Annotated in this window: 18 protein-coding genes; 10 read left to right on the top strand and 8 right to left on the bottom strand. The window is 71.2% G+C overall.

What is annotated here, in order from left to right; all coding sequences use genetic code 11:
- Positions 1-69: 69 nt before the first annotated feature.
- A complete protein-coding gene (locus FB047_RS08685; RefSeq protein WP_136586766.1) occupies positions 70-633 on the top strand; it encodes a ribonuclease H family protein in 564 nt (187 codons plus the stop codon).
- Positions 634-643: 10 nt separating this feature from the next.
- Here the strand turns inward: FB047_RS08685 and FB047_RS08680 are convergent, their stop codons facing one another.
- Together FB047_RS08680 and FB047_RS08675 are read right to left on the bottom strand one after the other, a co-directional pair.
- The gene (locus tag FB047_RS08680; RefSeq protein ID WP_167494189.1) at positions 644-1,801 is read right to left on the bottom strand and encodes an acyltransferase family protein; all 1,158 of its coding nucleotides are present in this window, start codon (positions 1,799-1,801) and stop codon (positions 644-646) included.
- Between the two features lie 102 nt (positions 1,802-1,903).
- The gene (locus FB047_RS08675; protein ID WP_136586904.1) at positions 1,904-2,860 is read right to left on the bottom strand and encodes an NAD-dependent epimerase/dehydratase family protein; all 957 of its coding nucleotides are present in this window, start codon (positions 2,858-2,860) and stop codon (positions 1,904-1,906) included.
- A gap of 181 nt (positions 2,861-3,041) precedes the next feature.
- Here FB047_RS08675 and FB047_RS08670 point away from each other — a divergent pair, with 181 nt between their 5' ends.
- A complete protein-coding gene (locus FB047_RS08670) occupies positions 3,042-3,254 on the top strand; it encodes a hypothetical protein (protein ID WP_136586764.1) in 213 nt (70 codons plus the stop codon).
- Positions 3,255-3,296: 42 nt separating this feature from the next.
- On the opposite strand, the gene FB047_RS17410 is transcribed toward FB047_RS08670, so the two are convergent.
- Together FB047_RS17410 and FB047_RS08660 are read right to left on the bottom strand one after the other, a co-directional pair.
- Positions 3,297-3,971, bottom strand: a complete 675-nt coding sequence (locus FB047_RS17410) for a DUF4440 domain-containing protein (RefSeq protein ID WP_205822803.1) — start codon at positions 3,969-3,971, stop codon at positions 3,297-3,299.
- A 59-nt stretch (positions 3,972-4,030) separates the two neighbouring features.
- The gene (locus tag FB047_RS08660; protein WP_136586763.1) at positions 4,031-5,434 is read right to left on the bottom strand and encodes a glycoside hydrolase family 113; all 1,404 of its coding nucleotides are present in this window, start codon (positions 5,432-5,434) and stop codon (positions 4,031-4,033) included.
- 231 nt (positions 5,435-5,665) lie between these two features.
- Here FB047_RS08660 and FB047_RS08655 point away from each other — a divergent pair, with 231 nt between their 5' ends.
- Positions 5,666-6,034, top strand: a complete 369-nt coding sequence (locus tag FB047_RS08655) for a hypothetical protein (RefSeq protein ID WP_136586762.1) — start codon at positions 5,666-5,668, stop codon at positions 6,032-6,034.
- Complete coding sequence (locus FB047_RS08650) at positions 6,031-6,555, top strand: hypothetical protein (RefSeq protein ID WP_136586761.1); 525 nt, start codon at positions 6,031-6,033, stop codon at positions 6,553-6,555. The genes FB047_RS08655 and FB047_RS08650 overlap by 4 nt, the downstream gene beginning before the upstream one ends.
- A 92-nt stretch (positions 6,556-6,647) precedes the next feature.
- Here the strand turns inward: FB047_RS08650 and FB047_RS08645 are convergent, their stop codons facing one another.
- Positions 6,648-7,682: an LLM class flavin-dependent oxidoreductase gene (locus FB047_RS08645; protein ID WP_136586902.1), complete on the bottom strand. Its 1,035-nt coding sequence runs from the start codon at positions 7,680-7,682 to the stop codon at positions 6,648-6,650.
- An 89-nt stretch (positions 7,683-7,771) separates the two neighbouring features.
- Here FB047_RS08645 and FB047_RS08640 point away from each other — a divergent pair, with 89 nt between their 5' ends.
- The 3 genes from FB047_RS08640 to FB047_RS08630 all read left to right on the top strand — a co-directional run bounded on the left by FB047_RS08640 (position 7,772) and on the right by FB047_RS08630 (position 11,867).
- Entirely contained in the window at positions 7,772-8,551 is a 780-nt protein-coding gene (locus FB047_RS08640; RefSeq protein ID WP_136586760.1) for a hypothetical protein, read from the top strand.
- Positions 8,552-8,679: 128 nt separating this feature from the next.
- Positions 8,680-11,271, top strand: a complete 2,592-nt coding sequence (locus tag FB047_RS08635) for a DEAD/DEAH box helicase (protein WP_136586759.1) — start codon at positions 8,680-8,682, stop codon at positions 11,269-11,271.
- Positions 11,272-11,387: 116 nt separating this feature from the next.
- Complete coding sequence (locus tag FB047_RS08630; RefSeq protein ID WP_136586758.1) at positions 11,388-11,867, top strand: hypothetical protein; 480 nt, start codon at positions 11,388-11,390, stop codon at positions 11,865-11,867.
- A 101-nt stretch (positions 11,868-11,968) separates the two neighbouring features.
- Here FB047_RS08630 and FB047_RS08625 read toward each other — a convergent pair whose 3' ends face one another.
- On the bottom strand, positions 11,969-12,529 hold the full coding sequence (locus FB047_RS08625) for a Dps family protein (protein ID WP_116536354.1): 561 nt from the start codon (positions 12,527-12,529) through the stop codon (positions 11,969-11,971).
- Between the two features lie 169 nt (positions 12,530-12,698).
- Here FB047_RS08625 and FB047_RS08620 point away from each other — a divergent pair, with 169 nt between their 5' ends.
- Positions 12,699-14,507: a glycoside hydrolase family 15 protein gene (locus tag FB047_RS08620; protein WP_205822801.1), complete on the top strand. Its 1,809-nt coding sequence runs from the start codon at positions 12,699-12,701 to the stop codon at positions 14,505-14,507.
- A 53-nt stretch (positions 14,508-14,560) separates the two neighbouring features.
- The gene (locus tag FB047_RS08615; RefSeq protein WP_136586757.1) at positions 14,561-15,454 is read left to right on the top strand and encodes an SDR family oxidoreductase; all 894 of its coding nucleotides are present in this window, start codon (positions 14,561-14,563) and stop codon (positions 15,452-15,454) included.
- Between the two features lie 127 nt (positions 15,455-15,581).
- Here the strand turns inward: FB047_RS08615 and FB047_RS08610 are convergent, their stop codons facing one another.
- Positions 15,582-16,046, bottom strand: coding sequence for a GNAT family N-acetyltransferase (locus FB047_RS08610; RefSeq protein ID WP_136586756.1), 465 nt, complete (start codon positions 16,044-16,046; stop codon positions 15,582-15,584).
- 86 nt (positions 16,047-16,132) lie between these two features.
- Between FB047_RS08610 and FB047_RS08605 the strand changes: the two genes are divergently transcribed.
- Complete coding sequence (locus FB047_RS08605) at positions 16,133-17,062, top strand: helix-turn-helix transcriptional regulator (RefSeq protein ID WP_136586755.1); 930 nt, start codon at positions 16,133-16,135, stop codon at positions 17,060-17,062.
- Position 17,063: 1 nt separating this feature from the next.
- Here the strand turns inward: FB047_RS08605 and FB047_RS08600 are convergent, their stop codons facing one another.
- Positions 17,064-17,324 (bottom strand): hypothetical protein, encoded by a 261-nt coding sequence (locus FB047_RS08600; RefSeq protein ID WP_136586754.1) that lies wholly within the window; start codon positions 17,322-17,324, stop codon positions 17,064-17,066.
- Between the last annotated feature and the right edge of the window lie 33 nt (positions 17,325-17,357).

The following is a 17,357-nucleotide window of genomic DNA, read 5'->3' as shown; positions in this document are numbered from 1 at the left end:
CCGCGTTCTCGCCCCGGGGCACGGCACCGCGCGTCTCTCCGCCCGCGGCGGGCGGGGGAGACTAGAGGGATGAGCAGTTCGGCATCCACGCCCTCCGACCGTTACGTCGTCGCCACCGACGGCGCCTGCAAGGGCAACCCGGGTCCCGCGGGCTGGGCGTGGGTCGGAGAGGACGGGCACTGGGCGGCGGGGTCCATCCCCTCGGGCACGAACAACATCGGCGAACTGCTCGGTCTCCTTCACGCCATCACCGACCACGCCGACGTCCGCGAGCTCGTCGTCCAGGCCGACTCGAAGTACGCGATCGACACCTACTCGTCGTGGATGGACGGCCACCGTCGACGCGGCTGGGTGACGAGCGCGAAGAAGCCCGTCGCGAACCGCGGCATCCTCGAGGCGCTCATCGCCGCCCGCGACGCGCGCCGCGAGGCGGGGCTTCCCGACGTGGTGCTCGAGCACGTGCGCGGTCACTCGGGCCACGTGCTCAACTCGTGGGCCGACGAGCGGGCGGTCCGCGCGTCGCAGCACGCGGCCAAGGGCGAGGAGCTCATCTGGACGTCGCTGCGGGGCCTCGACCGGCTCGAGGTGCAGAAGGCCCCGCCCCGGTCCGCCGCGGACCGCAACGGCCGCTGACCCTCGGCGGCTACGCGCGCGTGATCTGCGCCGCCGCCCGCGCTGAAGCGCGCTCACCGGCGCGCTTCGCGAGCGATGCGGACGGCTCCTCGACGAACCTCGCGAACAGCGCGGCGACGACGAGCGACAGCGGGATGCCGATCGCCACCGCCCACAGGGGATGACCGGGCACGATGTGCGCCATCGTGAGAAGGAGCGGCACGTGCACGAGGTACAGGCTGAAGGAGATGCGCCCGAGGAACCGCATCGGCCGCGATTCGAAGAGACTGCTCGCGGATGACTGCACGGTGAGCCCTCGGATGAGCACTGCCGCTCCCAGCACGACGCTCCCCGTCAGCGCGAGGCCGACCGTTTCGTACGGGAGACCGCCGAGAAGCGTGCGGTACATGTCCGGTACGCAGATGAGCAGGATGCCGCCGACGATCAGCACCCACGAGAGAGGCGCACGACGGGGTCGGCGTCGGTGGACGAGCACGGCGATGAATCCGCCCGCGAGGAACATGGGCACGTACTGCACCTCGCCGACCGCGACGACGGCGCCCCACCCGGACAGGCCCGCGCAGCACACGATCGCCACCCAGGGATGGCGCCGCACCCCCACGACGACGAGGAAGACCACGGGGAGCAGGAGTGAGAAGAGCATCTCCCACTTCACCGACCACAGGGGGTTGTTGTACATCGGATCGCGCGTCACGAGGAAGAACGAGGAGAGGGCGGTGCTCAGATCGACTTCGGGGAAGGAGAAGGTCTTCGCCCACACCGAGACGGCGTCCTCGGGTCTCTGCGGGATGGCCGCCATGAGGAGGAGGGCGAGCGCGACTGATGCCGCACACGGCGGCCAGAGGCGCAGGACCCGCCGAGGGTAGTAGGCCCACAGGTCCAGCCCGCCGCGTAACAGGGGCAGGACCAGCACGACCCCGCTGAGCACGAAGAAGACGGTGACGGCGGGAGTGCCCATGGTCAGAAGCCGCAGCGGGGTGTCGAACAGGATCCTTCCCGCGTCGTCTCGGGGTGGGGCGGGCCACCCGGAGAGCTGCCCGAGGATCGAGTCGCCGAAGCGCGTGGCGAGCGTCGAATGCCAGAGGAGGACGACCACGGCCGCCGCCCCGCGAAGTCCATTGAGCACCGTCAGCCGCTGCGAGGCCGGATGAGGAGGGAGGATCGTCACCCGGTGACCGTAGGCGGCACGTGCCGCGCCCGCCGCCCGCGGGTCGATCCGTCGCGTCGGGTGAAGTCCGAGACGGAGAACCTCGGACCGACGGGTCCGTCCTCACCCCGCCAGGACGTCGGCCTCCTCGGCGAGGGTGAGTCCGGCGCGTCGGGGGCGGTCGACGCCACGATCCCGTTCGTCGGCGAGCACGCGTCGCATCGTCTCGGCGAGCGGACGACGTCGACCCCCGGATGCCACGAAGGCGGCGTCGCTGCGCCGGGAGAAGCCCTGCGCCTCGGCGGGAAGCCACAGCGGCAGCGACCGGGGGCCCATCCAGTGCTGCACGCCCCGGGAGAGGAGGGTCTCGTCGTCGAGGGCGACCGGCTCCGCGTCCGCTCCCGCGGCCTCGCGCGCCGCGGCGAGCACGGCGGCCAGCGGGAGCTCCTCGCCCACGGCGTTGACGGGACCGATCGTGCCCGCGGCGCCCGCGCGCACGATCCACTCCGCGAGGTCGTCGACGTCGATGCCCTGCGCGTGGCGACCGGCGGTCTCGGGCACGACGACGCGTCCGCCGCGATCGAAGCGCGCCGGCCAGTACCCGAAGCGATCGGTCGGGTCGCCCGGTCCGACGATGAGCCCCGCGCGCGCGTGCAGGGCCCGATCGCCCGCGCGCGCCGTCGTCAGCTGCTCGGCGTGGACCTTGGCATCCGCGTATCGGGTCGTGTCGAGCGGGTCGACGAGGTCCGCCGACTCGTCGGCGAACGGTGCGTCGGAGCGGGCGTAGACCGAGACGCTCGACACGAGCGTCCAGTGCGCCGCGCGATCGGCGAGGGCCTCGAGTCCGGATGCCACGAAGCCCGGTTCCCACGACAGCTCGACCACGTCGTCCCAGTCGCCGTCGAGGCCGGCGTAGGCGTCGCGTGCGCCGCGGTCGGCGCGCACCAGCCGCGCTCCGGGCGCGACGGCCCCCGACTCACCGCGGGCGAGGCAGGTGACGTCGGCGCCGGAGGCCAGCGCCGCCGCCGCGATCGCGCGGCCGAGCCACGCGGTTCCGCCCAGGATGAGGATGCGTCGCATACGACTCACCCAAGCAGCCCTCGCCTCGCGGGGCGAGGGGGTTCGCGCTCGGCGGACGCAACCCCTGTCGCACCACCCCGAGTGCTGACAGAAAGAGAGGATGCCGCCCGCCGCGCCCCCTCCGTCCCTCATCCAGCAGCGTTTCGCTCTCGAACGTGCACGAGCATGGGCGAGGTGGGGAGTGGCCGCAACGTCGATCCTCGCGGTCGGGATGGCGGTGCAGATCATGCTCGAGGGTGGGGATGCCTCCTGGTGGCGCTGGGGCGGGCTCGTGTTCTGGGTGATCATGGGCGCTCTCAGCGTGCGCCGCGCCGTCGGGGCGGGGCGATCGCTGCGGGCCTTCGAGGCCGCGCACGGACGCGACGCCGGAAGGCAACGACCCATCGGCGCCTGAAACGACGTCTGAGTGGTGCGATGCAGAGCGCGAGAGCCGCTGCTACGTGCCGGCGCGACCTCTCGGGGGTACCGGGGTGCCCTGATGGAAAACGAGCCGCGGGGGAACGCCCCGCCACAGCGACGAACGCCGGCTGACGCGTCCCTCGAACGCGAGCACGTAGTCGAGCAGCACCGTGTCGGGGGCGACGACCCGGCTGGAGCGTTCCCCGATCTCGCCCGCCGACGCCCCGGGGTCCGCGTGCAGGGCGGCGAGGATGTCGTCGCGGGTGAAACGCCGCCCCGACTGCCCGATCTCGACGACGTCCTCGCTCAGGAGCGGCTCGACCTCGGCGGGGTTCCGGCGCACCACGGGGTCGAGCAGTCGTTGCTCGGCCGCCCACGCCGCGGCAACGAGCGCGGCGGCATCCCGACTCCGGCCGCGGATCTCGTAACGGCGGTCGATGCCGGCCGTCGCGGTGCCCCACGCGCTCGCCGCGACCCGGCGCTGATGCGCGTCGAAGGCGGCTTCGTCGGCGAAGCGCTCCTCGACGCGCCACACGAGGGGATCGTCGGTGGGATCGACGTCGAAGGCGAGGCATCCCGGCTCGGCCCGGGTGAGGGCGAGGTGCGCCGGCAGGTGCGCCCGCACGCGCGCGGCCTCGGCCTCGTCGGCGCAGCGGAGCTCGCCCGACAGCGTGACCTCGGTTTCGCGCAGAGGTGTCGATCGAGACGTCATCCGCCCACGCTACGCGGTCACCTGGCCGCGTTCACCTGGCCGCGTTCACGTGGCCGGGGTCACGTGGCGGAAGACGCCAGCGACGGGGTCTTCGCGATGGCATCCCTCAGCACCTTCTCGCCGGGGAAGAGGGGGTCGTGGTAGACGTCGCCGAAGGCGAAGGGGGCGCGCATATGCCAGATCGACGCGCCCGTGCACCACGGCGACTGCAGCGGCGCCTTCAGCACCGAGCGGTAGAGAAGCGCCTGCACGTCGTGGTTCGGCGCACCCGTGGGCGGGGTGCTGCCCTCCTGCTGGGCCAGGCCGTCGACGCGCGGTTGCACCCCGACCTCCGTGATGAGGAACGGGATGCGCAACTGTTCGCAGACATCCTCGAGCTTGCCGAGGTGGTCGTCGGTGCGGCCGCCCGCTCCGCGCCATCCGGCGGCGAGCTCGTCGACGGTGATGTTCGGCGCATCGGGGGTGTAGACCTTGTCGGTCAGGCGGATCCACGAGTTGATGCCGAAGACGTCGAGCAGCCGGGCCATGTGCGCGGTGCCCTGTGGGAGCCAGTACGTGTGCAGCAGGTAGAGCTCGAGCGTGGTGAAGGCCGCCGTCAGCTTCACCCCGGGTTCGGCCGCGCGCACGGTCTTCACGAGGTCGACCCAGTTCGCGTACTGGGCGGCTTCGGTCTGCGCGGGCTGCTCGCACGCGAGGGAGAGGTATTCGACGTCGTTGTCGGCGCAGAGGCCCGCGAAGTGCACCATCTGCTCGGTCCACCGGGAGAAGAAGCCGTCGACGGATGCCGGGGCGTAATTCGCGCGGTAGAAGCCGTCGCCGTCCTCCTCGGTGGCGATGTGGGGTTTGAGCAGCGTGATGCGGACGCCGCGATCCTTCGCGAGCGCGAAGACCTTGCGGATGCGATCGTCCGACACCCGGGTGAAGGTCGTCGAGGTCGGATCGGGGATGTAGCACAGCACGACGAGGGTCGCGTGGGCGCCGAGGCGCGCGATGCGATCGAGCTCGCGCGCCGTGGCGGACAGGGGCGTCTTCTCATCGAGGCTGAGCGAGATGCTCAGGTCGCGCCTGATGTCGCCGACCGTGCCGGCGAAGCGTCGCCGCCATCGATCGTCCCCCCGGCGCACCTCGATCGCGAAGGCGTACGTCTCCTGGGTCGTCGGTCGCCCCGAGAGGGTCGCGCCGACGATCGCGAGACCCGCCGGGAGCTCCCCGTCGACGAGGGTCAGCGTGGCGTCGTCGCTCGTGGACAGCGGACGGCGGACGGTGTCCCACACGTGCAGACCGAGGTCTGTGGGAGTGCTCGGGCTCGGCGACGGCGACGCGCCGGAGGTGCTGTCCGACGGCGAGAGCGACGGCTGCCCCGCGGTGTCGCCGGTGATCAGGGTCGCCGCCGCGGCGCTCGCCGCACCCAGCGTGACCACGCCGAGCCCGCCCAGCAGCAGGCCGCGTCGAGAGACGTCCATGGTGGTCCCCTCCCGGTGCGGTGCCGTGTGCGGTGTGCGAGATGCACGGTGTCGACGTCGACCGATGAGGGCGGCGCGTCGGGTGCGCCCCCTCGCACCAGGCTAGAGGGGCGGAGGAGGTGGGCGGAGGGACCGGGGCGGAAATCTGCGGCGACTCCCGGGGACTTCTCGGCAACCGCAGCCGATCGAAGGCGGCGGATACGCTGGACGTTCCGATACCCGAGGAGCCCCGTGTCATCCGTCTATCGTTCGAGCCGCGTTCGTCTCCTCCGCACCGCCTCCCTCGGGATCGCGGGAGTCGGGGCCTCGATCGTCATGGGGACGCTCGGGTCGTGGTGGACGCCCCTCATCCTCCTGATCGCCACCGCCGGGGCGCTGCTGGTGGTCTGGAGAACCGACGGCGGGGCTGCGGCATCCGGGGGTGTCGTCCCGGTGCTCGCGGTCGTGGTCGCGCTCACGGTGGCCGGGCTCTTGGGCGTCGCAGGTGCGCTGGCGCCGGTCTGGGTGTGGGCCGCTCTCGGCGCGTACGCGGTCGCGTGGGGCGAGTATCTCGTTTCGCAGACCATCGCGCGCTCGCGCGGGGTGGCGGGTTCCCGGTGACCGGGGCGCCGTTCCTCCTCGTCGCGGCCGTGTCGCGTGCGCACGAGCGGGGGTGGCAGGGCATCCGCATCAACGCGAATCTCTACGCGACGGGACACTGGCGGTGCCGCGTTTTCGTCCCCGAGCCGGGCGAGGTCGACGAGGGCTCCGTGCCACGCGAGAGCAACGTCCTCCTCGCGTACTCGAGTGCGGGCCGGGACGACGTGTTCCACGACGGGCGGACCGATTGGACGGTCGAGACCCTCGCCGATCGGTTCATCGAACTGGCGCGGCCGTTCGCGCCGGCATCCGGATCCGACCCGGCCTACGCCGCGTGGCTCGACGAGCTGCGTCGCCGCACCGGTGGAGGAGCGTTCTGGATGTACGAGGACTCGATGAGCCGCCAGACGATGTGGCGTGAGCGCGGACTCGTGAGCCTCTTGTACGCCCACCCCGAGGCGGCGGCAGCGGATGCCACGGGCGCGGTGGACGAGAACGGGTGGACGCTCGACGGCACCATGCCCGTTCCGCCCGCTCGCTGAGCACCGAACGTCACCCGTCCGCCTCTCGCGTCACGAAACGACGAACGGACCCGGATGCCGAGGGGGCGGCATCCGGGTCCGTTCGGGGGGCGTCAGACCGTCGCGAGCGTCGACTGCCAGCCGAGGGCGGGGGCGACGTGCTTCGCGAAGTTCTCGACGAGGCGGAGGTTGAACTCCACGCCCATCTGACTCGGGATCGTCAGCATGAGCGTGTCGGCGCTCATGACGGCGGCGTCGTTCTGCAGCTGCTCCACGAGCACCTCGGGCGGTGCCGCGTACGTCTTGCCGAAGGTGGACCGCATGCCGTCGATCACGCCGATCTGGTCGCTGCCCGCGGATCCGCCGAAGTACATCTCGTCTTCGGCCGTGACGATGGGGAAGATGCTACGGCTCACCGAGGTGCGGGGCTCGCCCGCGTGACCGGCCTCGCGCCAGGCCGCGCGGAAGGCGTCGAGCTGCTGGGCCTGCAGGATGTCGAACGGCGTGCCGTCGGCCTCGGTCAGCAGGGTCGACGACATGAGGTTGACGCCGATGCGACCCGCCCACTCGGCGGTGGCCGTCGTGCCGGCACCCCACCAGATGCGCTTCTTCAGGCCGGGCGAGTGCGGCTCGATGCGCTGGAGTCCGGTGCCGCCGCCGAAGGGGCTCATCGGGTCGCGCTCGGCCAGCCCCTCGCCCTCGATGGCGCGCAGGAACAGGTCGAAGTGCTCGCGGGCGATATCGGCGCCCCGGGCGTCCTGCGATCCGGTGTAGCCGAACGCCTCGTAGCCGCGCTGCACCGTCTCGGGTGAGCCGCGGCTGACGCCGAGCGCGAGGCGGTTCCCGCTGATGAGGTCGACGGATGCCGCCTCCTCGGCGAGCATGAGCGGGTTCTCGTAGCGCATGTCGATGACGCCGGTGCCGACCTCGATGCGCGAGGTGCGCGCGGCGATCGCCGCCAGCAGGGGCATGGGGGCTGCCTGCTGTCGCGCGAAGTGGTGCACGCGGAACGAGATGCCGTTGACGCCGAGGTCGTCCATGCCCTGGGCCAGATCGATCGCCTGGAGCATCGAGTCGCCCGCCGACAGGTGGTGCCCGCCGCCGAGGGGGCCGTAGTGGCCGAAGGAGAGTGTGCCGAAGGAGCGCATGCTCGGTGCAACGCGCGGCATCCTGATCTATTCCCGCGCATGTACCGGAGACGACCCTCGGGCGCGCGAGGTGTGGAAGCATTTCGAGGGTGGACGATGGCGTGCGGGAGGAGCTGCGGCGGCTGCGCGCCCGGGCGTACGGTCCCGGCGCCGACATCGACACGGACCCCGCCGCCTACGCCCGGCTGACGACCCTTGAAGAACTCGAGCGCGCCGAGCGAGCGGCCCCCGCGTCGGCTCCGCCGGCGCCTCCGGCCGCGGACCCGTTCGCACCGATCGTCCGAACCGATGTCGCGCCGGAGACCGACGGCGAAGACGACGAAGACGACGAAGACGACGACGCCCCGCGCCCTCGCGAGCGCGCCCCCCTCGTGCGCTCGCGGCGCACGCTGTGGATCTGGGCGGCGTCGCTCGCCGTGGTCGCCGCGGTCGCGAGCGCGGCGACAACCGCGGGGGTGGGTTTCGTTCCGGTCTCGACGTCGCGGGGAGCGCCGCAGGTGGCCACCCTCACCGAGGATCCGGGCACGCAGACCCCCGCGATCTTCGGGCAGCGCACGGGCGACGAGCGGGCGTTCGCCGACTTCTACGGCGTCACGGCGTTCGTCGGCACGGCGCAGATCGACGCGAGCGAGAACCGCAGCCCGTGCCTCTACCTGCTCGACACCGACGAGGTCGGGCAGGACGGCGGCAACGGCTTCCGCGGCAACTTCGTCTATGGGGGATGCGGGGCCGGCATCTTTCCCGCGACCGTGCAGTTCGTCGTCGCCGACGGCATGCCGGCGGAGTTCATCGCGCGCTTCCCGATCGGTACGAGCGTGCAGTTCGTCTACGACGGCGACAACGTCGGCGTCTTCAGCGACAAGGGCTGAGGCGGGGCGGGGCCGTGGGCGCGGTGCGCGCGGGAACGCTCTCGCAGCGGGGCGCCGAGCGGGTCGCGATCGCCGCCTGCCGCGGCATCCGCTCCGCCGATCGACCGGTCGGATGAGAGGCTGGGGGAGTGATCCCCCTCCTCGAGCACGTCCCCGCCGGCGTCGACCCGGATGCCGCCTACCTGGGCTTCGTGGAGTGGGCCGCCTCGCGCGGGCTGACGCTCTACCCCGCGCAGGACGAGGCGGTCATCGAGATCGTGTCGGGGGCGAACGTCATCCTGTCCACCCCCACCGGTACGGGCAAGTCGCTCGTCGCGATCGCCGCGCACGCGGCATCCCTCTCCCGGGGTGGCCGCACCTACTACACGGCACCCATCAAGGCGCTCGTGAGCGAGAAGTTCTTCGCCCTCGTCGACATCTTCGGCGCCGAGAACGTCGGGATGGTCACGGGCGACTCCTCGGTCAACTCCGATGCCCCGATCATCTGCTGCACCGCCGAGATCCTCGCGAACCTCGCCCTGCGACAGGGGGCCGACGCGGACGTGGACCAGGTCGTCATGGACGAGTTCCACTACTACGGCGAGGCCGATCGCGGCTGGGCGTGGCAGGTGCCGTTGCTGCTGCTGAACCGCGCGCAGTTCATCCTCATGTCGGCGACCCTGGGCGACGTCGACGACATCGCCGATGACCTCTCGCGCCGCACCGGTCGGCCCACCGCGCGGGTCACCGGCGTCGAGCGTCCCGTGCCGCTGCACTTCGAGTACGCCCGCACGCCCGTGCACGAGACGGTGCAGGAGCTGCTCGACACGAAGCAGGCGCCCGTCTACGTCGTGCACTTCTCGCAGGCCGCCGCGATGGAGCGCGCGCAGGCGCTGTCGTCGATCCGCATCATCGGGCGCGAGCAGCGCGACGAGATCGCCGAGGCCATCGGCGGGTTCCGCTTCACCACCGGTTTCGGCAAGACGCTGTCGCGTTACGTGCGCGCGGGCATCGGCGTGCACCACGCCGGGATGCTGCCGCGCTACCGGCGCCTGGTCGAGACGCTCGCGCAGCGGGGACTGCTGCGTGTCATCTGCGGAACCGACACCCTCGGCGTCGGCATCAACGTGCCGATCCGCACCGTGCTCATGACGGCGCTCACCAAGTACGACGGCACGCGCATGCGCCAGCTCTCGGCGCGCGAGTTCCACCAGATCGCGGGACGTGCGGGCCGCGCCGGCTACGACACCGCGGGGACCGTGGTCGTGATGGCGCCCGATCACGAGATCGAGAACGCCGCGCAGATCGCGAAGGCCGGCGACGACCTCAAGAAGCAGAAGAAGATCGTGCGCAAGAAGGCGCCGCAGGGCTTCGTCAACTGGACGGAGCAGAGCTACGACCGCCTGGTCGCGGCCGAGCCCGAGCCGCTCGTGCCGCAGATGAAGCTGAGCGCGGCGATGCTCATCAATGTCATCGCGCGCGGCGGCGACGTCTTCGGCAACGTCCGCTCGCTCGTGTTCGACAACCACGAGCCCCGCGCCCGCCAGTACGAGCTCGCCCGCCGCGCGATCGCGATCTTCCGCACCCTGGTGCAGGCCGGAGTGGTCGAGGTCGTCCCCCCGCGTGAGTCGCCAGATCTTGTCGCTTCCGGTGGTGCCGAGGCGACAGATCCTGGCGACTCGCGCATTCGGCTCACCGTCGACCTGCAGCCGAACTTCGCCCTCAACCAGCCGCTGTCGCCGTTCGCGCTCGCCGCGATCGAGATGCTCGACCCCGACGTCGAACTCGGCAGGGGGCCGGATGCCGCGCCCCCGGCGTCGTCGGTCGGCACGGGGCACTACGCGCTCGACGTCGTCAGCGTCATCGAGGCGACCCTCGACGACCCGCGGCCGATCCTGTCGCAGCAGCAGTTCCGCGCGCGCGGCGAGGCCGTGGCGGCGATGAAGCGCGAGGGCATCGAGTACGACGAGCGCATGGAGCTGCTCGAGGAGATCACGTGGCCCAAGCCCCTCGACGATCTGCTCGCGCAGGCCTACGAGGTGTTCGCGTCGAGTCAGCCGTGGATCCGCGACTTCGAGCTGTCGCCCAAGTCGGTCGTCCGCGACATGTTCGAGCGAGCCTGCTCGTTCGGCGAGTACGTCTCGCTGTATCAGCTCGCCCGCAGCGAGGGTCTCGTGCTGCGCTACCTCAGCGACGCCTATCGGGCGATCCGCCAGACCGTGCCGGTCGACGCGCAGACCCCCGATCTGCTCGACCTCATCGCCTGGCTCGGCGAGCTCGTGCGGCAGGTCGACTCGAGCCTCGTCGACGAGTGGGAGCAGCTGATCAACCCGGCGGAGGATCCGTCCGCCCCCGTGGTGCCGCCCGCGCCGCCGTCGATCCTGACCAACCGGCGCGCGTTCGTCGTGCTCGTGCGCAACGAGATGTTCCGGCGCGTGCAGCTCGCCGCGCTGCAGCGCGACGAGGATCTCGTCGAACTGGATCCGGATGCCGACTGGCCGGACGCTCTCGACCGCTACTTCGACGAGCACGACGCGATCGGCACGGACGGCGCCGCGCGGTCGTCGGCCTACGTCGACATCGACGAGTCGGCCGCCGCCGACGGCGTGTGGCGCGTCGAGCAGACCATCGACGACCCCGCGGGCGACCACGACTGGCGCATCCGCGCCGAGGTCGATCTCGCCGCTTCGGAAGAGGAGGGCACCGCGATCGTGCGGGTCACCGAGGTGCTGCGGCTCTGACGGGTTCTCCCCCGCCGCACGGAGGGTGAAGTTCTCCACCGATCGCATGTAGGCATGCGACTCCCGCTTGGCGGTGTCGTAAATTGGACCCACCCCGCGAACAGGAAGGACGGCCCATGACCCTCGACACCGCGCAGATGTTCGTCGCCCTCGCCGCCTTCTTCCTCACGTTCTCGGCGGCGATCCTCGGGGGCATGAAGTGGATGCTCGACCGGGTCGAGCGTCGCACCGATCGCAACTTCGCGCAGGTCGATCAGCGGTTCGCGCAGGTCGATCAGCGGTTCGCGCAGGTCGACCGGCGGTTCGAGCAGGTCGACCAGCGGTTCGAGCAGATCGACCACCGGTTCGACCGTCTCGAGTCCCGCATGGAACGCGCCGACGCCCGCATGGATCGTGCGGACGCCCGGTTCGACGAGCGCATGGCCCGCATCGACGCGCGCGAACGGCAGATCGACGACCGGCTCCTCAAGATCGATGCCAACATCCTCGACATCACCGCGAAGATCGCCGGGATGAACGACAGCATCGTCGAGATGAAGGCGTCGCTCGCACGACTCGAGGGGCCGCAGCCGCCGCTGCTGATCGCGCGCGGCTGACGGCGCGCGTCCGCGCCGACCAGCGGCGCGGCGCCCGGACCCGGCACGAACGACGGATGCCGAGGCCCTGAGGCCCCGGCATCCGGTGTGTTCGTCGTCTCTCAGGACTTGCGGGCGACGCGGTTCTCGGCGCTGACCATCCACGAGAGCTGCTCGAGGCGCTCGAGCACGCCGTGCAGGATGTCGGCGCTCGTGGGGTCCTCGTCGTCGACGTCGTCGTGCACGTCGCGGACGGTGCCGACCACGGCGTCGAGACGCTCGGTGATGAGGTCGATGACCTCGGCCGTGTCGACCTCGCCCTGCGGGAACTCGGGCAGGGTGGTGGTCTCGGCGACGGTGTCGCTGCGGCCGTCGGGCAGGGCGTGCAGCGAGCGCATGCGCTCGGCGATCTCGTCACCGAATTCGCGGGCGGCGTCGATGATCTCGTCGAGCTGCAGGTGCGTGTCGCGGAAGTTCTTGCCGACGACGTTCCAGTGCGCCTGCTTGCCCTGGATCGACAGCTCGATGAGGTCGACCAGCACGGCCTGCAGCGCGTCGGTCAGCTGCTCCGACGCCTGGAAGCCCTTCTCGGCGTTCTGCTCGTCGGTGGTCTCGGGACCGCTGCCTCCGCGCGCGGGGCGGCGGCGGTTCTTGGTGGGGGCGTCCTTCGTGGTGGTGGACATGCGCGTTCCTTTCGCTCACGGTCGATAGCGACGTTAGGCGGGGTCCTCTCACGCGCGGCGGGGGTTGCGAGGGCGTCGGTGGAGAGGTAACCGGCCGATCCGTAGCCGCTCCGGACGCGGACGACAACCCCGGGGGAGGCTCGGGGCGGCCTTTCATAGCGTGAGGCTCGTGCCCCTGACACCGCCCGCCCCCTCCCGGCCCCTCCGCGACTACGCCGCGATCGGCGACGGCCGCACGGTCGCGCTGATCGGGTTGGACGGTTCGGTCGACTGGCTGCCGCTGCCGAACATCCACTCGCGGCCGGTGTTCGCCCGTCTCGTCGACGAGGGCGCCGGCGGATGCATCGGACTCGCACCGGCGGGGGAGTACGAGGTCACTCGTCGCTACATCCCGCACACCAACGTGCTCGAGACGACCTTCACCACCGCGACGGGCGTCGCGACGGTCACCGACGCGATGGTCACGGGTATCGCCGGTCGACTGCCCTGGGCCGAGCTCGCCCGCCGCGTCGACGGCGTGAAGGGCGAGGTCGAGTTCTCGTGGTGCGTGCAGCCCGGGACCATGCTGCGCTCCGCGGCCCCCTGGACCGAGCGCATCGACGGGTTCTCGATCATGCGCATCGGGCACGTCTCCCTCGCGGTGACGGGGCACGAGCACGGACTCCACGGCGATCCGGATGCCGGTAACGAGAGCATCGAGGGGAGCTTCACGACGACGAAGGGGTCGCGGCACCTGCTCGTCGTCGCCGCGACCGAGGGCGAGCCCCTGCGCATCCCCGACGCGAAGAACGTCGACCGCGGCATCGACCGCACGATCGGCGGTTGGGAGATGTGGTCCGACGAGTTCTCGTACGAGGGTCCGTGGGCCGACGACGTGCAGCGCAGCGCCCTGGCCCTGAAACTCCTGCTGTTCAGTCCCACCGGCGCCATCGCGGCCGCCGCGACCACGTCGCTGCCCGAGAACCCCCGCGGGGGCAAGAACTGGGACTACCGCTTCGCCTGGGTGCGCGATCTCGCCTACACGGCGCACGCCTGGGTGGGCTTCGGCCTGCGCGAGGAGACGCACGCCGCGATCTCGTGGCTGCTGCGCACGATCCGCAAGAACGGCCCCGAGGTGCAGGTGATGTACACCCTCGACGGCGACGCCGAGATCGGCCTCGAGAAGCACCAGGTGCCCGGCTGGAACGGCAATCAGCCGGTCGTCACCGGCAACCCCGCGCAGGGTCAGCTGCAGCTCGGCGTCTACGGCGACCTCATCGCGCTGTGCCGCACCTACGTCGAAGCCGGCAACCGCCTCGACATCCAGACCGGACGGCTGCTGGCCGACGTGGCCGACCGCACGTGCGACCTCTGGCGCCGCGAGGACTCGGGCATGTGGGAACTGCCCGAGCTGCGCCACTACACCTCGTCGAAGATGGGGTGCTGGAAGGCCCTCGACGACGCCCAGTGGCTGGCAGAGGGCGGGCACATCCCCGACAACGGCGACCGCTGGCGGGCCGAGCGCGATCGCATCCACCGCTGGGTCGAGGAGCGCTGCTGGTCGGAGACGCTGCAGGCCTACACCCTCGCCCCCGGAACCGACGACCTCGACGCCTCCGTACTGCTGCACGCGCCCACGGGGTTCGACCGCGGCGAGCGGATGTCGAAGACCCTGGATGCCATCACCGAGCGCCTCACCACGGAGAACCACCTCGTCTACCGGTACACCGGGATGGACCAGGAGGAGCAGACTTTCGTCGCCTGTGCGTTCTGGCGCGCGACGGCGCTCGCGTGCGTGGGACGTCACGCGGAGGCCCTCGAGGCGATGGACGCGCTCGTCGCCCAGGGCAACGACGTCGGGATCTACTCGGAGATGATCGCCGAATCCGACGGGGCCTTCTGGGGCAATCTCCCGCAGGCCCTCAGCCACCTCGCCCTCATCAACGCCGCCCTCGTCATCCGCGACCTCGTCGACGACGCCGAGCTCGCTGACCGCTGATCCTCCGCCGGGGCGGTCCCCGCCTCGGCATCCCCCCTATGAAAGGACTCGCCATGAGCACGCAGTACACCTTCACCGACCCGGCGAAGCTCTACGCCGACATCGATCCGCAGTCCCAGGATGCGAAGGAGCCCGGCCTCGACGCCGACCTCACCCCGAAGGCCGCGCTGGGCGAGGACACCTACGTCGGCAGCGACCGCCTGAAGGGGCGCAAGGCGCTCATCACCGGCGCCGACTCCGGCATCGGCGCGGCCACCGCGATCGCCTTCGCCCGCGAGGGGGCGTCGGTCGCGATGTCGTACCTGCCCGAGGAGAAGGTGGATGCCGACCGCATCGCCGGCATCCTGCGCGACGCCGGCGCGACGGTGGTGCAGATCCCCGGCGACCTGCGCGAGCGCGAGTACGCCACGACGCTCGTGAAGGAAGCGGTCGACGGCCTCGGCGGCCTCGACATCGTCGTCAACAACGGCGGCAAGCAGATCTTCAACGAGGACGTCACGACGCTGACCGACGAGCAGTTCGACGACACGTTCAAGACGAACGTGTACGCGATGTTCTGGATCTGCAAGGAGGCGGTGCCGCACCTGAAGCCCGGCTCGACCATCATCAACACCACGTCGATCCAGGCGTACTCGCCCGCGCCCATCCTCGTTGACTACGCCTCGACGAAGGCGACCATCAACACCTTCACCAAGGCGCTCGGCCAGCAGCTCGCGCCGAAGGGCATCCGCGTGAACGCGGTCGCCCCCGGCCCCATCTGGACGCCGCTGCAGGTCACCGACGGCCAGCCCGACGAGAAGGTCGACGAGTTCGGCGAGGAGACCCCGCTGGGACGCATGGGTCAGCCGGCCGAGCTGGCGCCGGCGTACGTGTACCTCGCCTCGGCCGAGTCGAGCTACGTCATCGGCGAGACGCTGAACGTCAACGGCGGCATGCCCACGCCGTAAGCGCCTCGCGCCGAAGGGCCGTCGTCCGGGATCGGGCGGCGGCCCTTCTGCGCGTCTCGGTCCCTTCGACGAGCTCAGGGACCTGGGTGTGGGGGTGGCTGAGCCTGTCGAAGCCACCCGGGGCTCGTCAGACGCCGAGCGGCTTGCGGTAGAAGATCTCGCCGTCGGCGGTGGTCTCGGTGCGCTCGTACCCCTCGCGCTCGTACAGCCGCTGGTTGGCCTCGCTGAGCCCGCCGGTGAACAGCTCGGCCGTGCTCGCCCCGGCCGCGCGCCCGCGCTCCTCGACCGCGGAGAGCAGCAGCGTGCCCAGGCCCTCGCCCTGCTGGTCGGGGGCGATCGCCAGGCGTCCGATCAGCAGCAGGTCGCCGTCTCGCCGAGCGCGTACGGCTCCGACGAGACGTCCGTCGGTCACCGCCACGCAGCCCAGGTTCTCGACGAGCTCGGCCGCGAGTTCTTCGAGGGTCTGCGTCAACGGCGGCATGTCGGGATCGCCGTAGATGAGGGCTTCGCTCGCGAACGCGGCGCGCTGGATCGTCAGCACCTCGCCGGCGTCGTCGGGCGTGATGGGGCGGATGACGGGTTCACCGGTCATGAGGCTCTTTCCAGGCTGTTTCGAAGCGGGGGTTAACTATCATGGGCCTTGTCGCGACGTCTTTCCGGGGACGAGCGCCCCTCGCCATGAACGACTTCTTCGATGCGCGCGTCCGCACCACCGACGCCTCCGACACGCAGGCCTGGCTCCAGGCGCACTACGGGCGCGTCGATCTGCTCGCCGACCGCGCGGCGATCGCCGAGCACGCGGTCGGAGATGCCGGCTTCGCGCTGCGGAGGCTGACGTGGGCCTGCCGCGCCGAGATCGCCTACGAGGCGGACCGGTTCTTCTTCGCCACCTCGGGTCCCGGTCTCGCGTGGCGCATCGGGTCGTGCGCGGGGGACTACAGCGTCGAGCCCGGTCTCGTGCAACCCGGCCAGGAGCTCTCGGGCCGGCCGAACCAGACCGAGGTCGATCTGCTGACCTTCGACGCGGCATGGCTCACCGAGGCGGCGCGGACGATGTACGGCGACGACGAGCTCGAGGTGCGTTTCGACGGCACCGGCCCGGTGTCGCGACGGATGCGCGACTACTGGCTGGCCACGATGCGGTGGGCGCTCACGCAGACCCCCCTGCTCGCCGAGCCCCTGGTCCGCGCCCAGGTGCGCCGCTCCCTCGCCGCGGCGACGCTCGAGACGTTCCCCCTCGCCGGCGACCCCCGCGAGCGTCGGGCGTCGGCGATCGAGCAGGCGTCGGTCTACACGTCGGCGACGTCGTGGATCGACGACCACGCCTCGCTCCCCGTCACGATCGACGATGCCGCCCGCGCCGTGGGGACCTCGACGAAGGGTCTGCGCCGCGCGTTCCTCGCGAACGGACATCTGGCATCCACCCCCGAGGACTATCTGTCGCAGGCGCGTGTGAGCGCCGCGCACGCCGACCTGATCGCGGCCGATCCGAGCTGCTCGAGCGTGGCCGTCATCGCCGCGCGATGGGGCTTCGCCGATGTCGCCGCGTTCGAGCGGGCCTACCGCGAGATGCATCGCGTCACCCCCGCGGAGACGCTGAACCGCTGACTCAGCGATCGCGGTCGGTGTACTCGCCCGGGTCGTCGACGTCTTCGCGCGCCTCGTGGCCGCTGGGCTGCTGCACGTCGGTGTAGGCCCCGGCCTCGTCGACGCGCGACCGGCTCTCGCTGCCGTCGGCGTTCTGGCGGTCGACGTACTCGCCGGCCTCGTCCGCGCTGCCGTGGTCCATCTTCCCGTCGGGGAGCTGGACGTCGGTGTACGCGCCCTCACCGGGTTCCGTGCCGTGTCCGTTGACGTCGCGCTCGGCCATTGCCGCCTCCTCGGGGTCGTGGTGATCCCGACG

Source organism: Microbacterium hydrothermale, assembly GCF_004854025.1.
In the GTDB taxonomy this organism is placed as follows: domain Bacteria; phylum Actinomycetota; class Actinomycetes; order Actinomycetales; family Microbacteriaceae; genus Microbacterium; species Microbacterium hydrothermale.
The sequence above is the reverse complement of the archived record's forward strand: the minus strand, read 5'-3'. Positions and strand labels throughout refer to the sequence as shown.